The following is an 18,025-nucleotide window of genomic DNA, read 5'->3' as shown; positions in this document are numbered from 1 at the left end:
ACGGCGGGGCCCGGACCGGTGCGGTCCGGGCCCCGCCGCCGACGTCCGCGCCGCGCCGGGAATCGATCGGGGGCAGGTGCGGTTGCCCAACGCCATGAAGGCAATCGGATTAAGCACCTACGGCGGCCCGGACGTCCTGCGCGAGGTGGAGCTGCCCGTGCCTGAAGCGGGACCCGGCGAGGTCCGGATCAGGGTGCACGCGGCCGCCGTGAACCCCACCGACGTCATGATGCGCACCGGCGGCCACGCCGCCCGGATGCGGGACGTTCCGCCGCCGTTCCTGCCCGGCATGGACGCGGCGGGCGTGATCGAGAAGCTCGGTCCCGGCGTGGACGACCGGCTCGCCGTGGGGCAGCGGGTCGTCGCCCTGGTGCTGCCCACCCGTCCGGAGGGCGGCGCGTACGCCGAGCAGATCGTCGTGCCCGCCGCGTCGGTCGTCCCCGCGCCCGCCGGGTCCGACCACCCCGAGGCCTCCACCCTGCTGATGAACGCGGCCACCGCGCGGCTGGCCCTGGACACCCTCGCCCTCCCGGCCGGCGCGACCGTCGCCGTGACCGGCGCGTACACGGTCGAACTGGCCAAGGCCGACGGCCTGACGGTCGTCGCGGACGCCGCCCCGCACGACCGCGACCTGGTCCGCGGCTTCGGCGCCGACCATCTGGTCGACCGGGGCACGGACGTGGCCGAGCGCATCAGGGCGCTGCTGCCGGACGGCGTGCCGGGGCTGGTGGACGGTTCCGACCAGCGGGAGGAGGTCGTCCCGGCCGTGGCGGACGGCGGCACCCTCGTCGAGCTGAGGGGATGGCAGGGGCCGGACGAGCACGGCATCACGGTGACCCCGGTCTTCGTCGCGAGCGTCGCCACCGACACCGCCCTGCTGAACACCCTGCGCCGGCAGGCCGAGAAGGGCGTGCTGTCCCTGCACGTCGCCAAGGTGCTTCCGGCGTCCGACGCGGCCGAGGCGCACCGCTTGCTCGAAGCCGGCGGACTGCGCGGCCGCGTGGTCCTCGACTTCTCCTGAGGGCTTCTGAGGACTCCTGAGGGACACGCCCGCGCCGCTCTTCCCGGTCGGCGCGGGCTGTGTGCCTCCGCGTTCCCCGATGACCGAGAACGAGCGGTTACGTCTCCGTTCTTGAACGAAAACGGAACACTGTCCCCCTGGCAAGCGATCCACTTTCGTGACTCCACGCTTATGGGCGGGTCCTTTCTGTCACCCTGTCGGCAGCGACGAGGTTCTATTCGTACGAACTGCCCGGGGAGCTGCCCATGCGGGCCATTCCGACCCAACGGGAGACCACCTCGTGCGCCCCCGACGTGCGGGGGTGCACGCGGGTGGAGGCGACGCTGCCCGGAAGTCCCCTCGCCCCCGGTTCCGCACGCGCCCTGCTGCGCAAGGCGCTCACCGAATGGGCGCAGCTCGCGCCGCCCGGCGCCGACCTCCTCACCGGCCGGGTCGGCGACGACGCCGCCCTCGTCGCCAGCGAACTCGTCACCAACGCCGTCGTCCACGCCGGCACCGAGGTGCACCTGACCTGCCGGCTGGAGGAGGAGACCGGCGCACTCGTCGTCGAGGTCGCCGACCACCACCCCGCGCGCGCCCCGCAGGACGGCGCGCCGGAGGCACCGGCGCACGACACCCCCGAGTACGGGCGCGGCCTGCGCCTGGTCGCCGCGCTCGCCGAGTCCTGGGGCATCACCTACCGCCCCGGCACCAAGACCGTGTGGGCGCGGCTGGCGAACCACGACGACGCGGCGGGCGACCCCGCCGCGACGTACGCCGGGGAGCGCGACCCGGCGCGGGACCTGCGGGCCGCCGCCCAGCTGGCCTCCGGCCACCTCGCACCCCGGGGAGGGACCGGCCCGCGCGACGGCACCCGGGACGCCTGGCGGGCCGCCTCCTACGGCGACGACTGGCTGGCCCGCCGCCCTGGCCGGGACGGCGCCTGGCTGGGCCGGGGCGCCCTCTCCTTCCTGGCCGAGGCCTCCGACCTGCTCGCCGGACAGCTCGACGAGGACCTGGTCGCCTCCCTCACCGGGCAGCTGATCGTGCCGCGGCTCGCCGACTGGTGCGCGGTCTGGCTGGAGGACGAGACCACGGCCCTCGGCGGCCGGCCCGGCGGCATCCGCACCGGCGGTCGGCTCGCCCGCGTCTGGCACGCCGGCGAGCAGTACGTCGAGGAGCTGAGCCGGGCGCTGGAGGGGAACCCGCCGCCGTACCCCGACGACCCGCTCGGCACGGGTCCCGTGCCGTATCCGTGGCCCGCGCCCGCCGCCGTGGCGGACGCGGACCTTGACGCGGTGGGGGGCGATCCCGGGTCGCCGGGCGCCGATCCCGGGCCGGTGGGTGCGGGCTCCGGACCGTACGCGGGTCCCGGCTCGGTGGGCGTGGGTCCCGGGCCGGCGTACGCGGGTCCCGGCTCGGTGGGCGTGGGTCCCGGGCCGGCGTACGAGGGTTCCGGGTCGGTGGATGCGGGTCCCGGGCGGGCCTACGCGAGCCCCGGATCGGTGAGTTCGACATCCGGCCCGGCGGACGCGAGAACCGGCTCGGTGGACGCGAGATCCGGTTCGGTGGATGCGGGCTTCGGCTCGGTGGGCAGGGATCCGGGCGGGGTGGGCCCGGATCTTGGCCCGGTGACCGCGGATTCCGGCCCGGTGGGCGTGGGCTCCGGCCCGGCGTACGACGATCCCGGCCCGGCGGACGCGGGACCCGGTTCGGTGGGTGCGGGCCTCGGGCCGGGGGAGGGCGCCGGTGGGGCCGGTGGGCGCGCTGCGGAGGGGCCGGCCTCCGCGCCGCCCGGGACCGCGCTCGCCTACCGGCTCGTCGCGGGAGGGCGCCCGCTCGGCACCCTGGTCATCGGCCGCGGCCGCATCGACCGCTTCCCCGACGAGATCACCGGGCTGGTCGAGGACCTCGGGCGACGGGTCGCGCTCGCCATCGGCGCCGCCCGGCAGTACGCCCGCCAGGCCACCATCAGCGCCGTGCTGCAGCGCGGCCTGCTGCCCGGCGCCGTGGCCGAGATCCCCGGCGTGCGCAGCGCCCTCGTCCACGAACCGTGCGACAAGGGCGGCCCCAGCGGCGACTTCTACGACCTCTTCCCGGCCGGCCGCGGACGCTGGTGCTTCGCCGTCGGCGACGTCCAGGGCAAGGGACCCGAGGCGGCCGTCGTCATCGGACTGGTCCGGCCCTGGCTGCGGCTGCTCGCCCGCGAGGGCTACCGCGTCGCCGACGTCCTCGACCGGCTCAACCAGCTCCTCCTCGACGACGCCACCGAGGCCGCCGACGCCGCCGCCCGCGCGTTGGTGGCCGCCGGGGCCCGCCCGACCGCCCCCGGCGACGGCCCCCAGACCCGTTTCCTCTCCCTCCTCTACGGCGAGCTCGTCCCCTTCGACGGGGGCGTGCGCTGCACCCTCGCCTCCGCCGGGCACCCCCTGCCCCTCCTGCTCGACCCCGAGGGCGCCGTCCGTACCGTCGCCCAGCCGCAGACGCTGCTCGGGGTCGTCGAAGACGCCACATACACCAGCGAGACCTTCGAGATGTACTCCGGCGACAGCCTGCTGTGCGTCACCGACGGGGTCACCGAGCGGCGCTCCGGGTCACGGCAGTTCGACGACGGCGACGGACTGGCCACGGCGCTGGCGGGCTGCGCCGGCATGGAGGCCGGGGCCATAGCGGAACGGATCACCCGGCTGGTGCACGACTTCGGGGCGCGGCCCCCGGCGGACGACCTCGCCCTGCTGGTGCTCCAGGCGGAGTGAGCGCGCCGGGGCGCACGGGCCCCGGCGCAGGCGGCGCGGAAGGGGAGCGGGCGGGGTGCGGGACAATGGAGCACATGCCTTCCGCACTCCCCGACGGCGAGCCCGTCCCCGCCGACGGCGCGCTGCCCGCGTCCGCGCTCGCGGGCGCGGCCGACCGTCCCCTCGGGTTCTACCTGCACGTCCCCTACTGCGCGACCCGCTGCGGCTACTGCGACTTCAACACCTACACCGCGACCGAGCTGCGCGGCAGCGGCGGCGTGCTGGCCTCCCGCGACAACTACGCCGGGACCCTCGTCGACGAGGTCCGCCTGGCCCGCAAGGTGCTCGGCGACGACCCGCGGCCGGTGCGCACGGTGTTCGTCGGCGGGGGCACGCCCACGCTGCTCGCCGCCGGCGACCTGGTACGGATGCTGGGCGCGATCCGTGAGGAGTTCGGGCTGGCGCCGGACGCCGAGATCACGACGGAGGCGAACCCCGAGTCGGTCGACCCCGCCTACCTGGCGGAGCTGCGGGCCGGCGGGTTCAACCGCGTCTCCTTCGGCATGCAGAGCGCCCGGCAGCACGTGCTGAAGGTCCTCGACCGCACGCACACCCCCGGCCGGCCCGAGGCGTGCGTCGCCGAGGCGCGCGCGGCCGGGTTCGAACACGTCAACCTCGACCTGATCTACGGCACGCCGGGGGAGTCCGACGACGACTGGCGGGCGTCGCTGGACGCGGCGATCGGCGCAGGACCGGACCACGTGTCCGCGTACGCGCTGATCGTCGAGGAGGGTACGCAGCTGGCCCGCCGGATCCGGCGGGGCGAGGTGCCCATGACGGACGACGACGTCCACGCGGACCGGTATCTGATCGCCGAGGAGCGGCTGTCGGAGGCGGGGTTCTCCTGGTACGAGGTGTCGAACTGGGCGACCTCGGAGGCGGGGCGTTGCCTGCACAACGAGCTGTACTGGCGGGGGGCCGACTGGTGGGGGGCCGGGCCCGGGGCGCACTCGCACGTGGGCGGGTGCGGTGGTGGAACGTGAAGCATCCGGGGCGTATGCGGGGGCGCTGGCCGCGGTGGGTCGCCGGGGGGGGCGGGAGGTGCTGTCCTCCGAGGATCAGCGGGTCGAGCGGATCCTGCTGGAGCTTCGGCTGCTGGACGGGGTGCCGCTGGATCTTCTCCGGGAGGAGGGGCTCGCCGCTGCGCGGCGCGCGCTGTCGGACGGTCTGCTCCGTCCCGAGCCCTTCGCGGAGGGCCGCGCGGCCCTCACCCTGCGGGGGCGGCTGCTGGCGGACGCGGTGGTCCGCGACCTGGTCGACTGACCAGAGGGTTTCGCCCCCGCCGCCCCTTCCCGTACCCGACCCCGGGCTCCGCCCCGGACCCCGCTCCTCAAACGCCGGAGGGCTGATTTCAGCCCGTCCGGCGTTTGAGGACGAGGGCCCGCCAGGGCCGACAAGGGGGTCTGGGGGCGTAGCCCCCAGGGACGGGACGGGAAGGGGCGGCGGGGGCGAAGAACCCGGGTGTCACGACGGTGCCGTGACGAAGTCGATCAGTTCCTCGACCCGGCCCAAGAGCTGGGGCTCGAGGTCCTTGTACGAGTGGACGGAGTCCAGGATCCGTTTCCACGCCTCACCCGTGTGGGCCACCCGCCAACCCAGCGCCTCACACACCCCCGTCTTCCAGTCCACCCCCCGCGGCACCCGAGGCCACGCCTCGATCCCCACCGACGCCGGCTTCACCGCCTCCCAGATGTCGATGTACGGATGCCCCACCACCAGCGCGTGCTCGCTCGTCACCGCCTGGGCGATCCGCCACTCCTTGGAGCCCGGCACCAGGTGGTCCACCAGCACCCCCAGCCGCGCGTCCGGCCCCGGGCCGAAGGACTCGACGATCGACGGCAGGTCGTCCACGCCCTCCAGGTACTCCACCACCACGCCCTCGATGCGCAGGTCGTCGCCCCACACCTTCTCGACCAGCTCGGCGTCGTGCCGGCCCTCGACGTAGATGCGCCCCGCGCGGGCGACGCGCGCCCGTGCGCCGGGGACGGCCACCGAGCCGGACGCCGTGCGGGTGGGCCGCGCCGGACCGGACGCGGGCCGGACCAGCGTGACGACGCGCCCCTCCAGCAGGAACCCGCGCGGCTGCAGCGGGAACACCCGGTGCTTGCCGAAGCGGTCCTCCAGGGTGACCGTGCCGGCCTCGCAGCGGATCACGGCGCCGCAGAAGCCGGTGCCGGGCTCCTCCACCACGAGGCCCGGCTCGGCGGCGACCTCGGGGGCGGGCTGCGACTTCTTCCACGGAGGGGTCAGATCGGCGGAGTACTGGCGCATTCCGCCGACGATACGAGGATCGTGCCGGGGGCGATCAGTCCGACACGCCGAACCGGGCCGCCAGCGCGTCCCGTTGGGCCCGGACGAACGCCGCGCCGACCACCGCTCCGTGACCGGGCACGTACACCGCGTCCTCGCCGCCCAGCCGGAGCAGCCGGTCCAGCGCGGCCGGCCAGCGGGACGGTACGGCGTCGGGTCCGGCCTGCGGTTCGCCCGACTCCTCGACCAGGTCGCCGCAGAAGACGACCCCCGGGTCGCCGGGCACCAGGACGGCGAGGTCGTGGGCGGTGTGGCCGGGGCCCACGTTCGCCAGCAGCACCTGCCGGCCGCCGCCCAGGTCGAGCGTCCGCTCCCCGGACACCGCGTGCCGGGGCGGCGTCAGCGCGTCCACCGCCTCGTCCGCCACCCGCGGGTCCAGTCCCCAGCGCACCGCGTCCGCGCGCAGCTCCTCGCGCCCCCGCCCGGCGAGCGCCGCGTCCAGTCCGACCGCGCCGTACACCTCGGCGTCCGCGAACGCCGGCGCCCCGAGGACATGGTCGAAGTGGGGATGGGTGAGCGCGAGATGCGTCACACGGCGACCGGTCAGCTCCCGCGCCGCGGTCCGCAACCGCGCGCCTTCGGCCGGAGCGGAGCCCGCGTCGACGGCCAGGACGCCGTCGGCGCCCACCACGAGCCCCGCCGTGCAGTCCCACACCGGCAGCCGGCACCGCCCGACCCCCGGCGCCAGTTGTTCCCATCCCGACTCTTCCCAAGTCACGGTCATGACCGGGACGCTAGCGGGGGACGACGACGCCGGGCACGCGGGCACGGACCGGCCTTGCCGGGGGCGTACCTCCCGGCCGTACACTGGGCCGGGGAAGTCTGGCACTCGCGTGCGAAGAGTGCCAGAGCCGTTACCGGCGGAAGCCAGCTGGAGGTGTGCGCGATGCTCAGTGAACGCAGGCTCCAGGTGTTGCGCGCGATCGTCCAGGACTACGTGGGCACCGAGGAGCCCGTCGGCTCCAAGGCGCTCACCGAACGGCACAACCTCGGCGTCTCCCCGGCCACCGTGCGCAACGACATGGCGGCCCTGGAGGACGAGGGCTTCATCGCCCAGCCGCACACCAGTGCCGGGCGCATCCCCACCGACAAGGGCTACCGGCTGTTCGTCGACAAGCTGGCCGGCGTCAAGCCGATGAGCCCACCCGAGCGGCGGGCCATCCAGAACTTCCTCGAGGGCGCCGTCGACCTCGACGACGTCGTGGCCCGGACGGTGCGGCTGCTGGCGCAGCTCACCCGCCAGGTCGCCGTGGTGCAGTACCCCTCGCTGACCCGCTCGACGGTGCGGCACGTGGAGCTGCTGTCCCTCGCCCCGGCGCGGCTGATGCTGGTGCTCATCACCGACACCGGCCGGGTCGAGCAGCGCATGGTCGACTGCCCGGCGCCGTTCGGCGAGGCGTCCCTGGCCGACCTGCGGGCACGGCTCAACAGCCGGGTCGCGGGCCGCCGGTTCACCGATGTGCCGAGTCTGGTGGAGGACCTCCCGGAGGCATTCGAGGCCGACGACCGCGGTACGGTCTCCACGGTGCTCTCCACTCTCCTGGAGACGCTCGTCGAGGAGAACGAGGAGCGGCTGATGATCGGCGGTACCGCCAACCTCACCCGCTTCGGACACGACTTCCCCCTCACGATCCGGCCCGTCCTTGAGGCGCTGGAGGAGCAGGTCGTGCTCCTCAAGCTGCTCGGCGAGGCGCAGGATCCGGGTGTGACCGTACGGATCGGTCACGAGAACGCCCACGAAGGACTCAACTCCACGTCCGTCGTGTCGGTCGGCTACGGTTCGGGCGGCGAGGCTGTCGCCAAGCTCGGCGTGGTCGGACCGACCCGCATGGACTACCCCGGAACGATGGGAGCGGTACGCGCAGTGGCACGGTACGTCGGACAGATCCTGGCGGAGTCATAGGTGGCCACGGACTACTACGCCGTACTCGGCGTACGCCGCGACGCGTCGCAGGAAGAGATCAAGAAGGCCTTCCGGCGGCTCGCCCGCGAGCTGCATCCGGACGTCAATCCGGATCCGAAGACCCAGGAGCGGTTCAAGGAGATCAACGCCGCCTACGAGGTGCTGTCGGACCCGCAGAAGAAGCAGGTCTACGACCTCGGCGGCGACCCGTTGTCCCAGTCCGGCGCCGGCGGCGCGGGCGGCTTCGGGGCCGGCGGCTTCGGCAACTTCTCCGACATCATGGACGCGTTCTTCGGCACGGCGTCGCAGCGCGGGCCGCGCTCGCGCACCCGCCGGGGCCAGGACGCCATGATCCGCATCGAGGTGGAGCTGGACGAGGCCGCGTTCGGCACGACCAAGGACATCCAGGTCGACACGGCGGTCGTCTGCACCACCTGCAGCGGTGAGGGTGCCGCGCCCGGCACCAGCGCGCAGACGTGTGACATGTGCCGCGGCCGCGGTGAGGTCTCGCAGGTGACCCGGTCCTTCCTGGGCCAGGTCATGACGTCCCGCCCGTGCCCGCAGTGCCAGGGCTTCGGCACCGTCGTGCCCACGCCCTGCCCGGAGTGCGCGGGCGACGGCCGGATCCGCTCCCGCCGCACGCTCACGGTCAAGATCCCGGCCGGTGTCGACAACGGCACCCGGATCCAGCTGGCCGGCGAGGGCGAGGTCGGCCCGGGCGGCGGTCCCGCCGGTGACCTGTACGTCGAGATCCACGAACTGCCGCACTCGCAGTTCCAGCGGCGCGGCGACGACCTGCACTGCACGGTCACGCTGCCGATGACCGCGGCGTCGCTCGGCACCAAGGTGCCGCTGGAGACGCTGGACGGCCTGGAGGAGGTCGACATCCGGCCCGGCACCCAGTCCGGCCAGTCGATCCCGCTGCACGGCCGGGGCGTCACCCATCTGCGGGGCGGCGGTCGCGGTGACCTCATCGTCCACGTCGAGGTGCAGACCCCGACCAAGCTGGACCCGGAGCAGGAGCGCCTGCTGCGGGAGCTGGCCAAGCTGCGCGGCGAGGAACGGCCCCAGGGCCAGTTCCAACCGGGGCAGCAGGGGCTGTTCTCCCGGCTGAAGGACGCCTTCAACGGGCGCTGACCGGCTTTCCCGCGGAGGGTCGCCGGTGTGTTCGGCGGCCCGCCGGAAAGTGGCGTATGCCAACGGGAAGGGTCCATGCGGAGTCGGTCGGGGGACGTGACAACATGCGGTCATGTCCTCCGTACTGACCGATCTCTTCCGGCACCCGATCGTGCAGGCGCCCATGGCGGGCGGTGTCTCGGTGCCGCAGCTCGCCGCCGCCGTGTCCGAGGCCGGCGGGCTCGGGTTCCTCGCCGCCGGGTACAAGACCGCGGACGGGATGTACCAGGAGATCAAGCAGTTGCGGGGACTGACCTCCCGCCCCTTCGGCGTCAACCTCTTCCTGCCCCAGCCGGAGACGCCCGGCGCGAGCACCGGCTCCACCGGAGCGGCTGACGCCGCGCCCTCCAACGCCGCCGTCGACGTCTACTCCCACCAGCTGGCCGGTGAGGCCTCCTGGTACGAGACCGCGCTGGGCGACCCCGACAGCGGCCGCGACGACGGCTACGACGCCAAGCTCGCCGTGCTGCTCGACAACCCCGTGCCGGCCGTGTCGTTCCACTTCGGCGTGCCGGCCCGCGAGGTCGTCGACGCGCTGCGCCGCGTCGGCACGGTCACGCTGGTCACCGCCACCACCCCCGAGGAGGCGCGCGCCGTGGAACGGGCCGGCGCCGACGCGGTGATCGCCCAGGGCGTCGAGGCCGGCGGCCACCAGGGCACCCACCGCGACGCCCCGGAGGCGGACGGCGGCGGCATCGGACTGCTGTCCCTGGTCGCCCAGGTCCGCGACTCCGTCGGCATCCCGGTCGTCGCCGCCGGCGGCATCATGCGCGGCTCACAGATCGCCGCCGTGTGCGCCGCCGGGGCCTGCGCAGCCCAGCTCGGCACCGCCTTCGTCGCCGCCCACGAGTCCGGCGCGCACGCCCTGCACAAGCAGGCCCTGACCAACCCCCTCTACGTCCGCACCGAGCTGACCCGCGCCTTCACCGGCCGCCCGGCGCGCGCCCTGGTCAACCGCTTCCTGCGCGAGCACGGCCCGTACGCCCCCGCCGCCTACCCGGAGGTCCACCACCTGACCGCGCCGCTGCGCAAGGCCGCCGCGAAGGCCGGCGACGCGCAGGGCCTGGCGCTGTGGGCGGGACAGGGCCACCGGATGGCCCGTGAGCTGCCCGCCGGACAGCTGGTGGAGGTGCTGGCCGCCGAACTGGCCACCGCCCGGACAGCGTTGTCGGCGGGAGGCGCCCGATGACCGCGCCCGTCTTCGTCGTCGACCACTTCGGCACCGGTGGCACCGGCCGCCATGTGCTCGACGGCCCCGAGGGACGGCACGCCGTCTCCGTGAAGCGGCTGCGCGCCGGTGAGGAGGTCGTCCTCACCGACGGGGCGGGCCGCTGGGCCGCGGGTGAGGTGGAGGGCACCGAGGGCAAGGACCGGCTGATCGTGCGGCTCGGCGAGATCGCCGAGGAGCCCGTGGAGACACCCCGGCTGACCGTCGTGCAGGCGCTGCCCAAGGGCGACCGGGGCGAGCTGGCCGTGGAGACCATGACCGAGGTCGGCGTCGACGCGATCGTGCCGTGGTCGGCCTCGCGCTGCATCACCCAGTGGAAGGGCGAGCGGGGCGCGAAGGCGCTCGCCAAGTGGCGGGCGACGGCCCGGGAGGCCGGCAAGCAGTCGCGCCGGGTGCGGTTCCCGGAGGTCGCGGACGCGGCGACGAGCAAGGGGGTTGCCTCACTTCTCGCCGAAGCGCAGTTCGCGGCGGTGCTGCACGAGAGTGGGACGGAGCCGTTGGCCACGGTTCCGCTGCCCGCCTCCGGCGACATCGTGCTGGTCGTCGGGCCCGAAGGCGGGGTGTCGCCCGAGGAGTTGGCGCTGTTCGAGAGCGTGGGGGCGCGGGCGTACCGGCTGGGCCGGAGTGTGCTCCGTACCTCCACGGCGGGGACGGCGGCGGCGGCGCTGCTGCTGGGACGCACCGGACGCTGGTCCTGACCTCGCGGGGCGCCGCCCCCGGACCCCGCCCCTCGAACGCCGGAGGGGCTGTCTCCCCGGAGTCCCCGGTGAGGGGGCGCCACACGTGGCCCAATGCGCCCTACCGCCGCGCGAGCGGCGGTGGCACGCTGCCGTGCATGGGGGCGATGAAGTGGGTCCGAGGAGGGCCGCGCGGGCGGCGGCGCGCCGCCGCCGTCGTGTTCGCCGTGGCCGCCGTCGTCGGTGTCACGGCCTGTGAGGGCGGCAGCGTCAGCTCCGCCGCCGTCGCGCTCACCACCGACGGCACGGTGACGAAGGAGCTCAACCGGCAGAAGGACAAGGTGCGCTGGCTCACCTGCAACGCGTCCTTCGGCGACCGCGGCGGCTCCGCCTCACCGGCGTCGCAGGAGACCGCCGCCTCGGTCGACTGCGAGGGCGAGACCGAGGCCGGCAAGGAGATCACCGTCACCGGCAGGGTCACCCACGCCGTCAACGGCGCCTGTGTGCGCGGGGACCTCACCGCCAAGGTGGACGGCCGGCAGGTGTTCCACGTCCAGGGACTGGGCGACTGCGACTCCAAGAACCCGCCCCGGGTGGGCGATCCCACGCAGCGCGGCCCCGAGCCCACCGTCACCGTGACCGTCACGACGACGGTGTGGTGCGACCAGTACCCCTCCTGTCGCCCCGTCGAGGGCAAGTGATCCGAACCCCTGGCCCGACCGGGCGCGGCCCCCATAGGGTGATCAGGTGACACAGCCTGCATCGGTCGCATCCACCGCATACCTCCGGTTCCCGCATCCGCACGGCGAGTTGGTCGCCTTCACCGCCGAGGACGACGTGTGGCTCGCCCCGCTCGACGGCGGCCGCGCCTGGCGGGTCAGCGCGGACAACGTGCCGGTGAACCATCCACGGATCTCCCCGGACGGCACCACCGTCGCCTGGACCTCCACCCGCGACGGCGCGCCCGAGGTGCACATCGCCCCCGTCGACGGCGGCCCCGCCCGGCGGCTGACCCACTGGGGCAGTCTGAAGACCCAGGTCCGCGGCTGGACCGCCGACGGCCGCGTCCTCGCGCTGAGCACGTACGGCCAGGCCGGCGTGCGCCGTACCTGGGCGCGCGCCGTGCCGCTCGACGGCGGCCCCGCCGAGACCCTGCCGTACGGGCCGGTCGGTGATGTCGCGGCGGGTCCGCACACCGTGCTGCTCTCCGCCACGATGGGCCGTGAGGCGGCCAGTTGGAAGCGCTACCGGGGCGGCACCGCCGGCAAGCTGTGGATCGACCGCGACGGCGACGGCGAGTTCGTCCGGCTGCACGAGGATCTCGACGGGAACATCGAGTACCCGCTGTGGGTGGGGGAGAAGATCGCGTTCCTCTCCGACCACGAGGGCACGGGCGCGCTGTACTCCTCCCTCGCCGACGGCTCCGACCTGCGCCGTCACACCCCGCTGGACGGTTTCTACGCCCGTCACGCGGCCACCGACGGCAGCCGGGTCGTCTGGTCCGGCGCCGGCGAGCTGTGGATCCTCGACGACCTCGACGGGGCCGAGCCGCGCCGCCTCGACGTCCGGCTCGGCGGGCAGCGCGTCGACCTCCAGCCGTTCCCGGTGAACGCGGCCCGCTGGTTCGGCTCCGCGTCCCCCGACCACACCGCGCGCGGCAGCGCCGTCTGCGTGCGTGGCACCGTCCACTGGGTCACCCACCGCTCCGGCCCCGCCCGCGCGCTCGCCGCGACCCCGGGCGTACGGGCCCGCCGGCCGCGCACCTTCCGCGCGGACGGCGAGGAATGGGTGGTGTGGGTGACGGACGCCGAGGGCGACGACGCCCTGGAGTTCGCCCCCGCCACCGGACCGGCCCCCGGCGCCACCCCGCGCCGCCTGGCGGCAGGACAGCTCGGCAGGGTCGTGGAGCTGGCGATGGCACCCGACGGCAGCCGCGCCGCGATCGCCTCGCACGACGGCCGGGTCCTGTTCGTCGAGCGGGAGACCGGCGAGGTCCGCGAGGTGGACCGCAGCGAGGACGGCGACGTCTCCGGGCTGGTGTTCTCGCCCGACTCCACCTGGCTCGCCTGGTCCCACCCCGGCCCGCGTCCGCTCAGCCAGATCAAGCTCGCCAACACCACCGACCTGTCGGTCACCGAGGCGACCCCGCTGCGCTTCCAGGACTACGCGCCCGCCTTCACCCTCGACGGCAAGCACCTCGCGTTCCTGTCCACACGCTCCTTCGACCCGGTCTACGACGAGCACGTCTTCGACCTGGCCTTCGTCGAGGGCGTACGGCCGTACCTGATCGCGCTGGCGGCGACCACCCCGTCGCCGTTCGGGCCGCAGCGGCACGGCCGGCCGTTCGAGACCCCGGACCGGGACGAGACCCCCGACAGCGAGGGCACGCCCACCACGCGCATCGACCTCGACGGGCTGGCCGACCGCATCGTGCCCTTCCCGGTCGAGGCCTCCCGCTACAGCAACCTGCGCGCCGCCAAGGACGGCGTGCTGTGGCTGCGGCACCCGGTGCGCGGCGTGCTCGGCGCGTCCCGGGCCACGCCCGACGACCCGGACCCCAAGACCGACCTGGAGCGCTACGACCTCGCCCAGCAGCGCATCGAGCATCTCGCCGTCGACGCCGACCACTTCGAGGTCAGCGGGGACGGCAAGCGGGTGCTGCTGTGGACCGACGGACGGCTGAAGGTCGTACCCAGCGACCGGCGTGCCTCCGGCGACGAGGACAGCGACACCAACATCACCGTGGACCTCGCCCGGGTCCGCCAGTTCGTCGACCCGGCCGCCGAGTGGCGGCAGATGTTCGACGAGAACGGCCGCATCATGCGGGACAACTTCTGGCGTCCCGACATGAGCGGTGTCGACTGGGACGGGGTCCTGGACCGCTACCGTCCCGTGCTCGGCCGGCTGGCCACCCACGACGACCTGGTGGACCTCCTGTGGGAGGTGCACGGCGAACTCGGCACCTCGCACGCCTACATCACCCCGCGCGGCGGCTTCGGCGGCGGCGCCCGGCAGGGACTGCTCGGCGCGGACGTCTCCCGGCACGAGGACGGCAGCTGGCGGGTGGACCGCGTCCTGCCCGCCGAGACCTCCGACCCGGAGGCCCGCTCTCCGCTCGCCGCGCCCGGCGTGGCGATCCGGCCGGGGGACGCGATCGTCGCCGTCGCCGGACAGCCGGTCGACCCGGTGACCGGACCGGCGCCGCTGCTGGTCGGCACGGCCGGCAAGCCCGTCGAACTGACCGTGTCACCGGCCGGCGGGGGAGAGCCCCGGCACGCGGTCGTCGTCCCGCTCGCCGACGAGGAGCCGCTGCGCTACCACGCCTGGGTCGCCGACCGGCGGGCCTACGTGCTGGAGAAGTCCGGCGGCCGGCTCGGCTACATCCACGTCCCCGACATGCAGGCGCCCGGGTGGGCGCAGATCCACCGCGACCTGCGGGTGGAGGTGCTGCGCGAGGGTCTGGTCGTGGACGTGCGGGAGAACCGCGGCGGCCACACCTCGCAGCTCGTGGTGGAGAAGCTGGCCCGGCGGATCGTCGGCTGGGACCTGCCGCGCGGGATGCGCGCGGAGAGCTACCCGCGCGACGCGCCCCGGGGGCCGGTCGTCGCCGTCGCCAACGAGTTCTCCGGCTCCGACGGGGACATCGTCAACGCGGCGATCAAGGCACTCGGCATCGGCCCTGTCGTCGGCACCCGCACCTGGGGCGGCGTCATCGGCATCGACAGCCGCTACCGGCTGGTCGACGGCACGCTGGTCACCCAGCCCAAGTACGCCTTCTGGCTGGAGGGGTACGGCTGGGACGTGGAGAACCACGGCGTCGACCCGGACGTAGAGGTCGTCCAGCGGCCGCAGGATTACGCCGCCGGGCGGGACGTCCAGCTGGACGAGGCGGTGCGGCTGGCGCTGGAGGCGCTGGAGGAGACGCCCGCGAAGGTGGCGCCGGAGCTGTCGTGACCGCACCCGTGCGGCACGACGGCCCGGGGCCGGATCGGTAGCATGCCCCTGTAGTGATCGTCGGGTCGAGGAGGGCGTATGGCTGGGGAACCTCAGGACGACTGTCTGTTCTGCAAGATCGTCGCGGGCAGCATCCCGGCGACGATCGTGCGCGAGACGGACACGACCGTCGCGTTCCGTGACATCAACCCCCAGGCGCCCACCCATGTCCTGGTGATCCCGAAGGCGCACCACCGGGACGCCGCGGCGCTCGCCGCCGCGGCGCCCGAGCTCGCCGCGGACGTGCTGCGCGAGACGCAGGCCGTCGCGGACGACGAGAAGCTGGAGAGCTACCGCATCGTCTTCAACACCGGCAGCGGCGCCGGCCAGACCGTGTGGCACGCGCACGCCCACGTCCTGGGCGGGCGCGGTCTCGAATGGCCCCCCGGATAAGCCGTGTCCGTCCGTGAACTGGTGGTGCTCGGCACCGCCAGCCAGGTCCCCACCCGGCACCGCAACCACAACGGCTACCTGCTGCGCTGGGACGGCGAGGGCATCCTGTTCGACCCCGGCGAGGGCACCCAGCGCCAGATGCTGCGCGCCGGGATCGCCGCCCATGACGTGAACCGGATCTGCGTCACCCACTTCCACGGCGACCACTCCCTGGGGCTCGCCGGGGTGATCCAGCGGATCAACCTCGACAAGGTGCCGCACCCGGTCACCGCGCACTACCCGCGCTCCGGGCAGCGGTTCTTCGACCGGCTGCGGTACGCGACCGCCTACCGCGAGACCGTCGACCTCGCCGAGGACCCCGTCGACACCGACGGCCCGCTCGCCCGCACCCTCGGCTACACGCTGGAGGCGCGCCGGCTCTCCCATCCCGTCGAGGCGTACGGCTACCGGCTCGTCGAACCGGACGGCCGCCGGATGCTGCCCGACCGGCTCGCCGCGTACGGCATCGAGGGACCGGACGTCGGCCGCCTCCAGCGCGAGGGCTCCCTGGACGGGGTCGCCCTGGAGGACGTCAGCGAGGTGCGGCGCGGGCAGCGGTTCGCGTTCGTCATGGACACCCGGCTGTGCGACGGGGTGTACGCGCTCGCCGAGGGCTGCGACATGCTGGTCATCGAGTCGACGTTCCTCGACGAGGACGAGGAACTCGCCGTGGAGTTCGGCCACCTGACCGCCGGCCAGGCGGCCCGCGTGGCCCGCGACGCGGGCGTACGGCATCTGGTGCTCACGCACTTCAGCCAGCGCTACGCGGACCCGGACGAGTTCGAACGCCAGGCCCGCGCCACGGGCTACGACGCCGACCTGACCGTGGCCCGAGACCTCCAACGCGTCGCTCTGCCCAAACGCCGGTGACCCCGTCGGAGCCGCGGGCAGTCGTGCCTCGTCCAGTGCCTCGGGCGTGGGAGGTGCCCCGGGCGGCACGGGTGGGCGCGGCGGCCCCCGCAGCCGGACGCGGGCCCACCGTCCTCGGGGAGGGCAGGCGGGCGCGGTCCACGGGAGCTCACACCCCGCCCGGCCCCCGCGTGGCCGCCGCCGTGTCGTAGGCGCCCCGCGCCGCCGCAGGCGTTCCGTCGAGGGGAATCTCGACCACCGGCTGCTCCGGCGCCCCGACCTCCGGTACCGGCCCCGTGGGCGTACCCGTGGTGGCCGCGAGCAGTGCCGCCGCGTGACCGCCACGCCGCCGCACCGCACCCGGCAGCAGCGGACGCCCGCCGGTGTGCAGGGCGACGCCGGTCATCGGCACCGCGACCAGCAGCAGACCCGCCGCGAGCACCGCGCCCATCACCGGGAAGCCGGCCAGCGCGGACAGCACGCTGCCGGTGATCGGTCCGGCCGCCGTGCCGAGGGCGGACGCGGAGCCGACCAGCACCGCCCAGCGGCCCTTCGGGTCCAGCGAGGCGGCCAGCCCGATCAGGTACGACAGCACCACCGGATAGAACGTGTTCCAGGCGATCTCACCGGAGGCGAAGCTCCCCAGCCCGTCGGCCGAGGCGCTCAGCGCGATGCAGCCGGCGATGACGACCGTGCCGCCGCCGATGGGCAGCGCGCGCCCGAGCCGTGAGCCGAGCGCGCCCGCGCCCAGCACACCCAGCAGGCCCGCGCCCAGGGCCAGCGCGAAGACCACGCCCACGGTCGGTTCGGACAGGTGCGCCTGGTCGACGCCGATGCGTCCGCTGACACCCCACAGCGCGTTCTGCGCCATGGACCACAGCAGCATCGCCCCGGCCAGCACCATGCCCGAACGCCGGTGCGGCAGGCGGTCGGTGCCGGTGCCGTAGGCGTCGGTGTCCGGCTCCGCCGGGAGCGGGACGGTCGTGCCGCCGGGCAGCCGGGAGGTCAGCGGCCACACCGCGAGCGCGGTGAGGGCGATGGCGGCGAGGGTCAGCCCGTGCCCGGGCAGGTGCGGCACCGTCAGGTAGACCGCGCCCGCCAGCGCGGACACGCTGAGCAGTCCCAGGGTGGAGGCCCGGTGTGGGTCCTTCTCGGCGGCGATCCGGGTGGCGGCGACCGTGGTGGCCGTGCCCGAGCCGAAGCCGCCGATCACGGCACCGGCGACCACGGCGGGGACGGCGGTGGTCAGGGCGGCCCCGCCGTAGCCGACGACGGCGAGGAGCAGCCCGAGGCGGGCCAGGGTCCGCGGCCCGGTCCGCTCGACGTGCGAGGCCAGCAGGAACCCGGCCGTGGCGGAGCTGAGCAGCAGCAGACTGCCGACGGCCCCCGCCTGGGTGGCCGACAGCGCGAGGCCGCGTTCCAGCCGGCCGACCGTGGTGGGCAGCAGATACGGCGCGAGGTACCCGGCCGTGAAAAGGGCGACGAGGGGCCAGGGGGTGGTGCGAGGGGCGAACACGGGCGTTCCCAGGGCGTGCGAAAGGGACGGTGCGAAAAAGGAGATGGGGGGCGACGACCGTCGACGGACGAGAACGCGCGGGCAATTTGTATCAAGCGGGAGCGGCGCAACGGCAGCGAGGTTGATGTGATCTAGGCCACTCTTCT

13 protein-coding genes and 1 pseudogene are annotated in these 18,025 nt (G+C 74.6%); 11 read left to right on the top strand and 3 right to left on the bottom strand.

The genetic code is table 11. The features are described 5' to 3' along the window. The first annotated feature begins 94 nt into the window (after positions 1-94). The 3 genes and pseudogenes from F3L20_RS26180 to hemW all read left to right on the top strand — a co-directional run bounded on the left by F3L20_RS26180 (position 95) and on the right by hemW (position 5,058). Positions 95-1,021 carry a quinone oxidoreductase family protein gene (locus F3L20_RS26180; protein ID WP_150156433.1) on the top strand — a complete coding sequence of 309 codons (927 nt, stop codon included), beginning with the start codon at positions 95-97 and terminating at the stop codon, positions 1,019-1,021. Between the two features lie 245 nt (positions 1,022-1,266). Beyond that, the gene (locus F3L20_RS26175; protein ID WP_150156432.1) at positions 1,267-3,756 is read left to right on the top strand and encodes an ATP-binding SpoIIE family protein phosphatase; all 2,490 of its coding nucleotides are present in this window, start codon (positions 1,267-1,269) and stop codon (positions 3,754-3,756) included. A 74-nt stretch (positions 3,757-3,830) separates the two neighbouring features. Then, positions 3,831-5,058: pseudogene (gene hemW, locus F3L20_RS26170) on the top strand (radical SAM family heme chaperone HemW). Between the two features lie 201 nt (positions 5,059-5,259). Here hemW and F3L20_RS26165 read toward each other — a convergent pair. Then, positions 5,260-6,066: a DUF3097 domain-containing protein gene (locus F3L20_RS26165; protein WP_150156431.1), complete on the bottom strand. Its 807-nt coding sequence runs from the start codon at positions 6,064-6,066 to the stop codon at positions 5,260-5,262. A 34-nt stretch (positions 6,067-6,100) separates the two neighbouring features. After that, on the bottom strand, positions 6,101-6,829 hold the full coding sequence (locus F3L20_RS26160) for an MBL fold metallo-hydrolase (protein WP_150156430.1): 729 nt from the start codon (positions 6,827-6,829) through the stop codon (positions 6,101-6,103). Positions 6,830-6,991: 162 nt separating this feature from the next. Between F3L20_RS26160 and hrcA the strand changes: the two genes are divergently transcribed. From hrcA to F3L20_RS26120, 8 genes are all read left to right on the top strand, one after another. Further along, positions 6,992-8,008, top strand: coding sequence for a heat-inducible transcriptional repressor HrcA (gene hrcA, locus F3L20_RS26155; protein WP_145825657.1), 1,017 nt, complete (start codon positions 6,992-6,994; stop codon positions 8,006-8,008). Continuing rightward, complete coding sequence (gene dnaJ, locus F3L20_RS26150; protein ID WP_145825656.1) at positions 8,009-9,145, top strand: molecular chaperone DnaJ; 1,137 nt, start codon at positions 8,009-8,011, stop codon at positions 9,143-9,145. 112 nt (positions 9,146-9,257) lie between these two features. Continuing rightward, a complete protein-coding gene (locus F3L20_RS26145; protein WP_150156429.1) occupies positions 9,258-10,373 on the top strand; it encodes a nitronate monooxygenase in 1,116 nt (371 codons plus the stop codon). Further along, on the top strand, positions 10,370-11,110 hold the full coding sequence (locus F3L20_RS26140; RefSeq protein ID WP_150156428.1) for a 16S rRNA (uracil(1498)-N(3))-methyltransferase: 741 nt from the start codon (positions 10,370-10,372) through the stop codon (positions 11,108-11,110). The genes F3L20_RS26145 and F3L20_RS26140 overlap by 4 nt, the downstream gene beginning before the upstream one ends. A 137-nt stretch (positions 11,111-11,247) precedes the next feature. After that, the gene (locus F3L20_RS26135) at positions 11,248-11,790 is read left to right on the top strand and encodes a hypothetical protein (protein WP_382685913.1); all 543 of its coding nucleotides are present in this window, start codon (positions 11,248-11,250) and stop codon (positions 11,788-11,790) included. A gap of 46 nt (positions 11,791-11,836) precedes the next feature. Further along, positions 11,837-15,043 carry a S41 family peptidase gene (locus F3L20_RS26130; RefSeq protein ID WP_150156427.1) on the top strand — a complete coding sequence of 1,069 codons (3,207 nt, stop codon included), beginning with the start codon at positions 11,837-11,839 and terminating at the stop codon, positions 15,041-15,043. A 78-nt stretch (positions 15,044-15,121) separates the two neighbouring features. Continuing rightward, complete coding sequence (locus F3L20_RS26125) at positions 15,122-15,475, top strand: histidine triad nucleotide-binding protein (protein ID WP_145825651.1); 354 nt, start codon at positions 15,122-15,124, stop codon at positions 15,473-15,475. 3 nt (positions 15,476-15,478) lie between these two features. Beyond that, positions 15,479-16,384 carry a ribonuclease Z gene (locus tag F3L20_RS26120; RefSeq protein WP_150156426.1) on the top strand — a complete coding sequence of 302 codons (906 nt, stop codon included), beginning with the start codon at positions 15,479-15,481 and terminating at the stop codon, positions 16,382-16,384. Positions 16,385-16,532: 148 nt separating this feature from the next. Here the strand turns inward: F3L20_RS26120 and F3L20_RS26115 are convergent, their stop codons facing one another. Beyond that, positions 16,533-17,879 carry an MFS transporter gene (locus F3L20_RS26115; RefSeq protein ID WP_150156425.1) on the bottom strand — a complete coding sequence of 449 codons (1,347 nt, stop codon included), beginning with the start codon at positions 17,877-17,879 and terminating at the stop codon, positions 16,533-16,535. Positions 17,880-18,025: the final 146 nt, after the last annotated feature.

Origin of the sequence: Streptomyces tendae, from assembly GCF_008632955.1 — a bacterium.
GTDB lineage: Bacteria > Actinomycetota > Actinomycetes > Streptomycetales > Streptomycetaceae > Streptomyces.
Note: the sequence above shows the minus strand (reverse complement) of the source record. Positions and strands in the feature narration are given on the sequence as shown.

Coding starts and splice junctions, on each gene's coding strand:
- F3L20_RS26180 (WP_150156433.1), top strand. CDS start 95: ATGAAGGCAATCGGATTAAGCACCTACGGCGGCCCGGACGTCCTGCGC.
- F3L20_RS26175 (WP_150156432.1), top strand. CDS start 1,267: ATGCGGGCCATTCCGACCCAACGGGAGACCACCTCGTGCGCCCCCGAC.
- F3L20_RS26165 (WP_150156431.1), bottom strand. CDS start 6,066: ATGCGCCAGTACTCCGCCGATCTGACCCCTCCGTGGAAGAAGTCGCAG.
- F3L20_RS26160 (WP_150156430.1), bottom strand. CDS start 6,829: ATGACCGTGACTTGGGAAGAGTCGGGATGGGAACAACTGGCGCCGGGG.
- hrcA (WP_145825657.1), top strand. CDS start 6,992: ATGCTCAGTGAACGCAGGCTCCAGGTGTTGCGCGCGATCGTCCAGGAC.
- F3L20_RS26145 (WP_150156429.1), top strand. CDS start 9,258: ATGTCCTCCGTACTGACCGATCTCTTCCGGCACCCGATCGTGCAGGCG.
- F3L20_RS26140 (WP_150156428.1), top strand. CDS start 10,370: ATGACCGCGCCCGTCTTCGTCGTCGACCACTTCGGCACCGGTGGCACC.
- F3L20_RS26135 (WP_382685913.1), top strand. CDS start 11,248: ATGGGGGCGATGAAGTGGGTCCGAGGAGGGCCGCGCGGGCGGCGGCGC.
- F3L20_RS26125 (WP_145825651.1), top strand. CDS start 15,122: ATGGCTGGGGAACCTCAGGACGACTGTCTGTTCTGCAAGATCGTCGCG.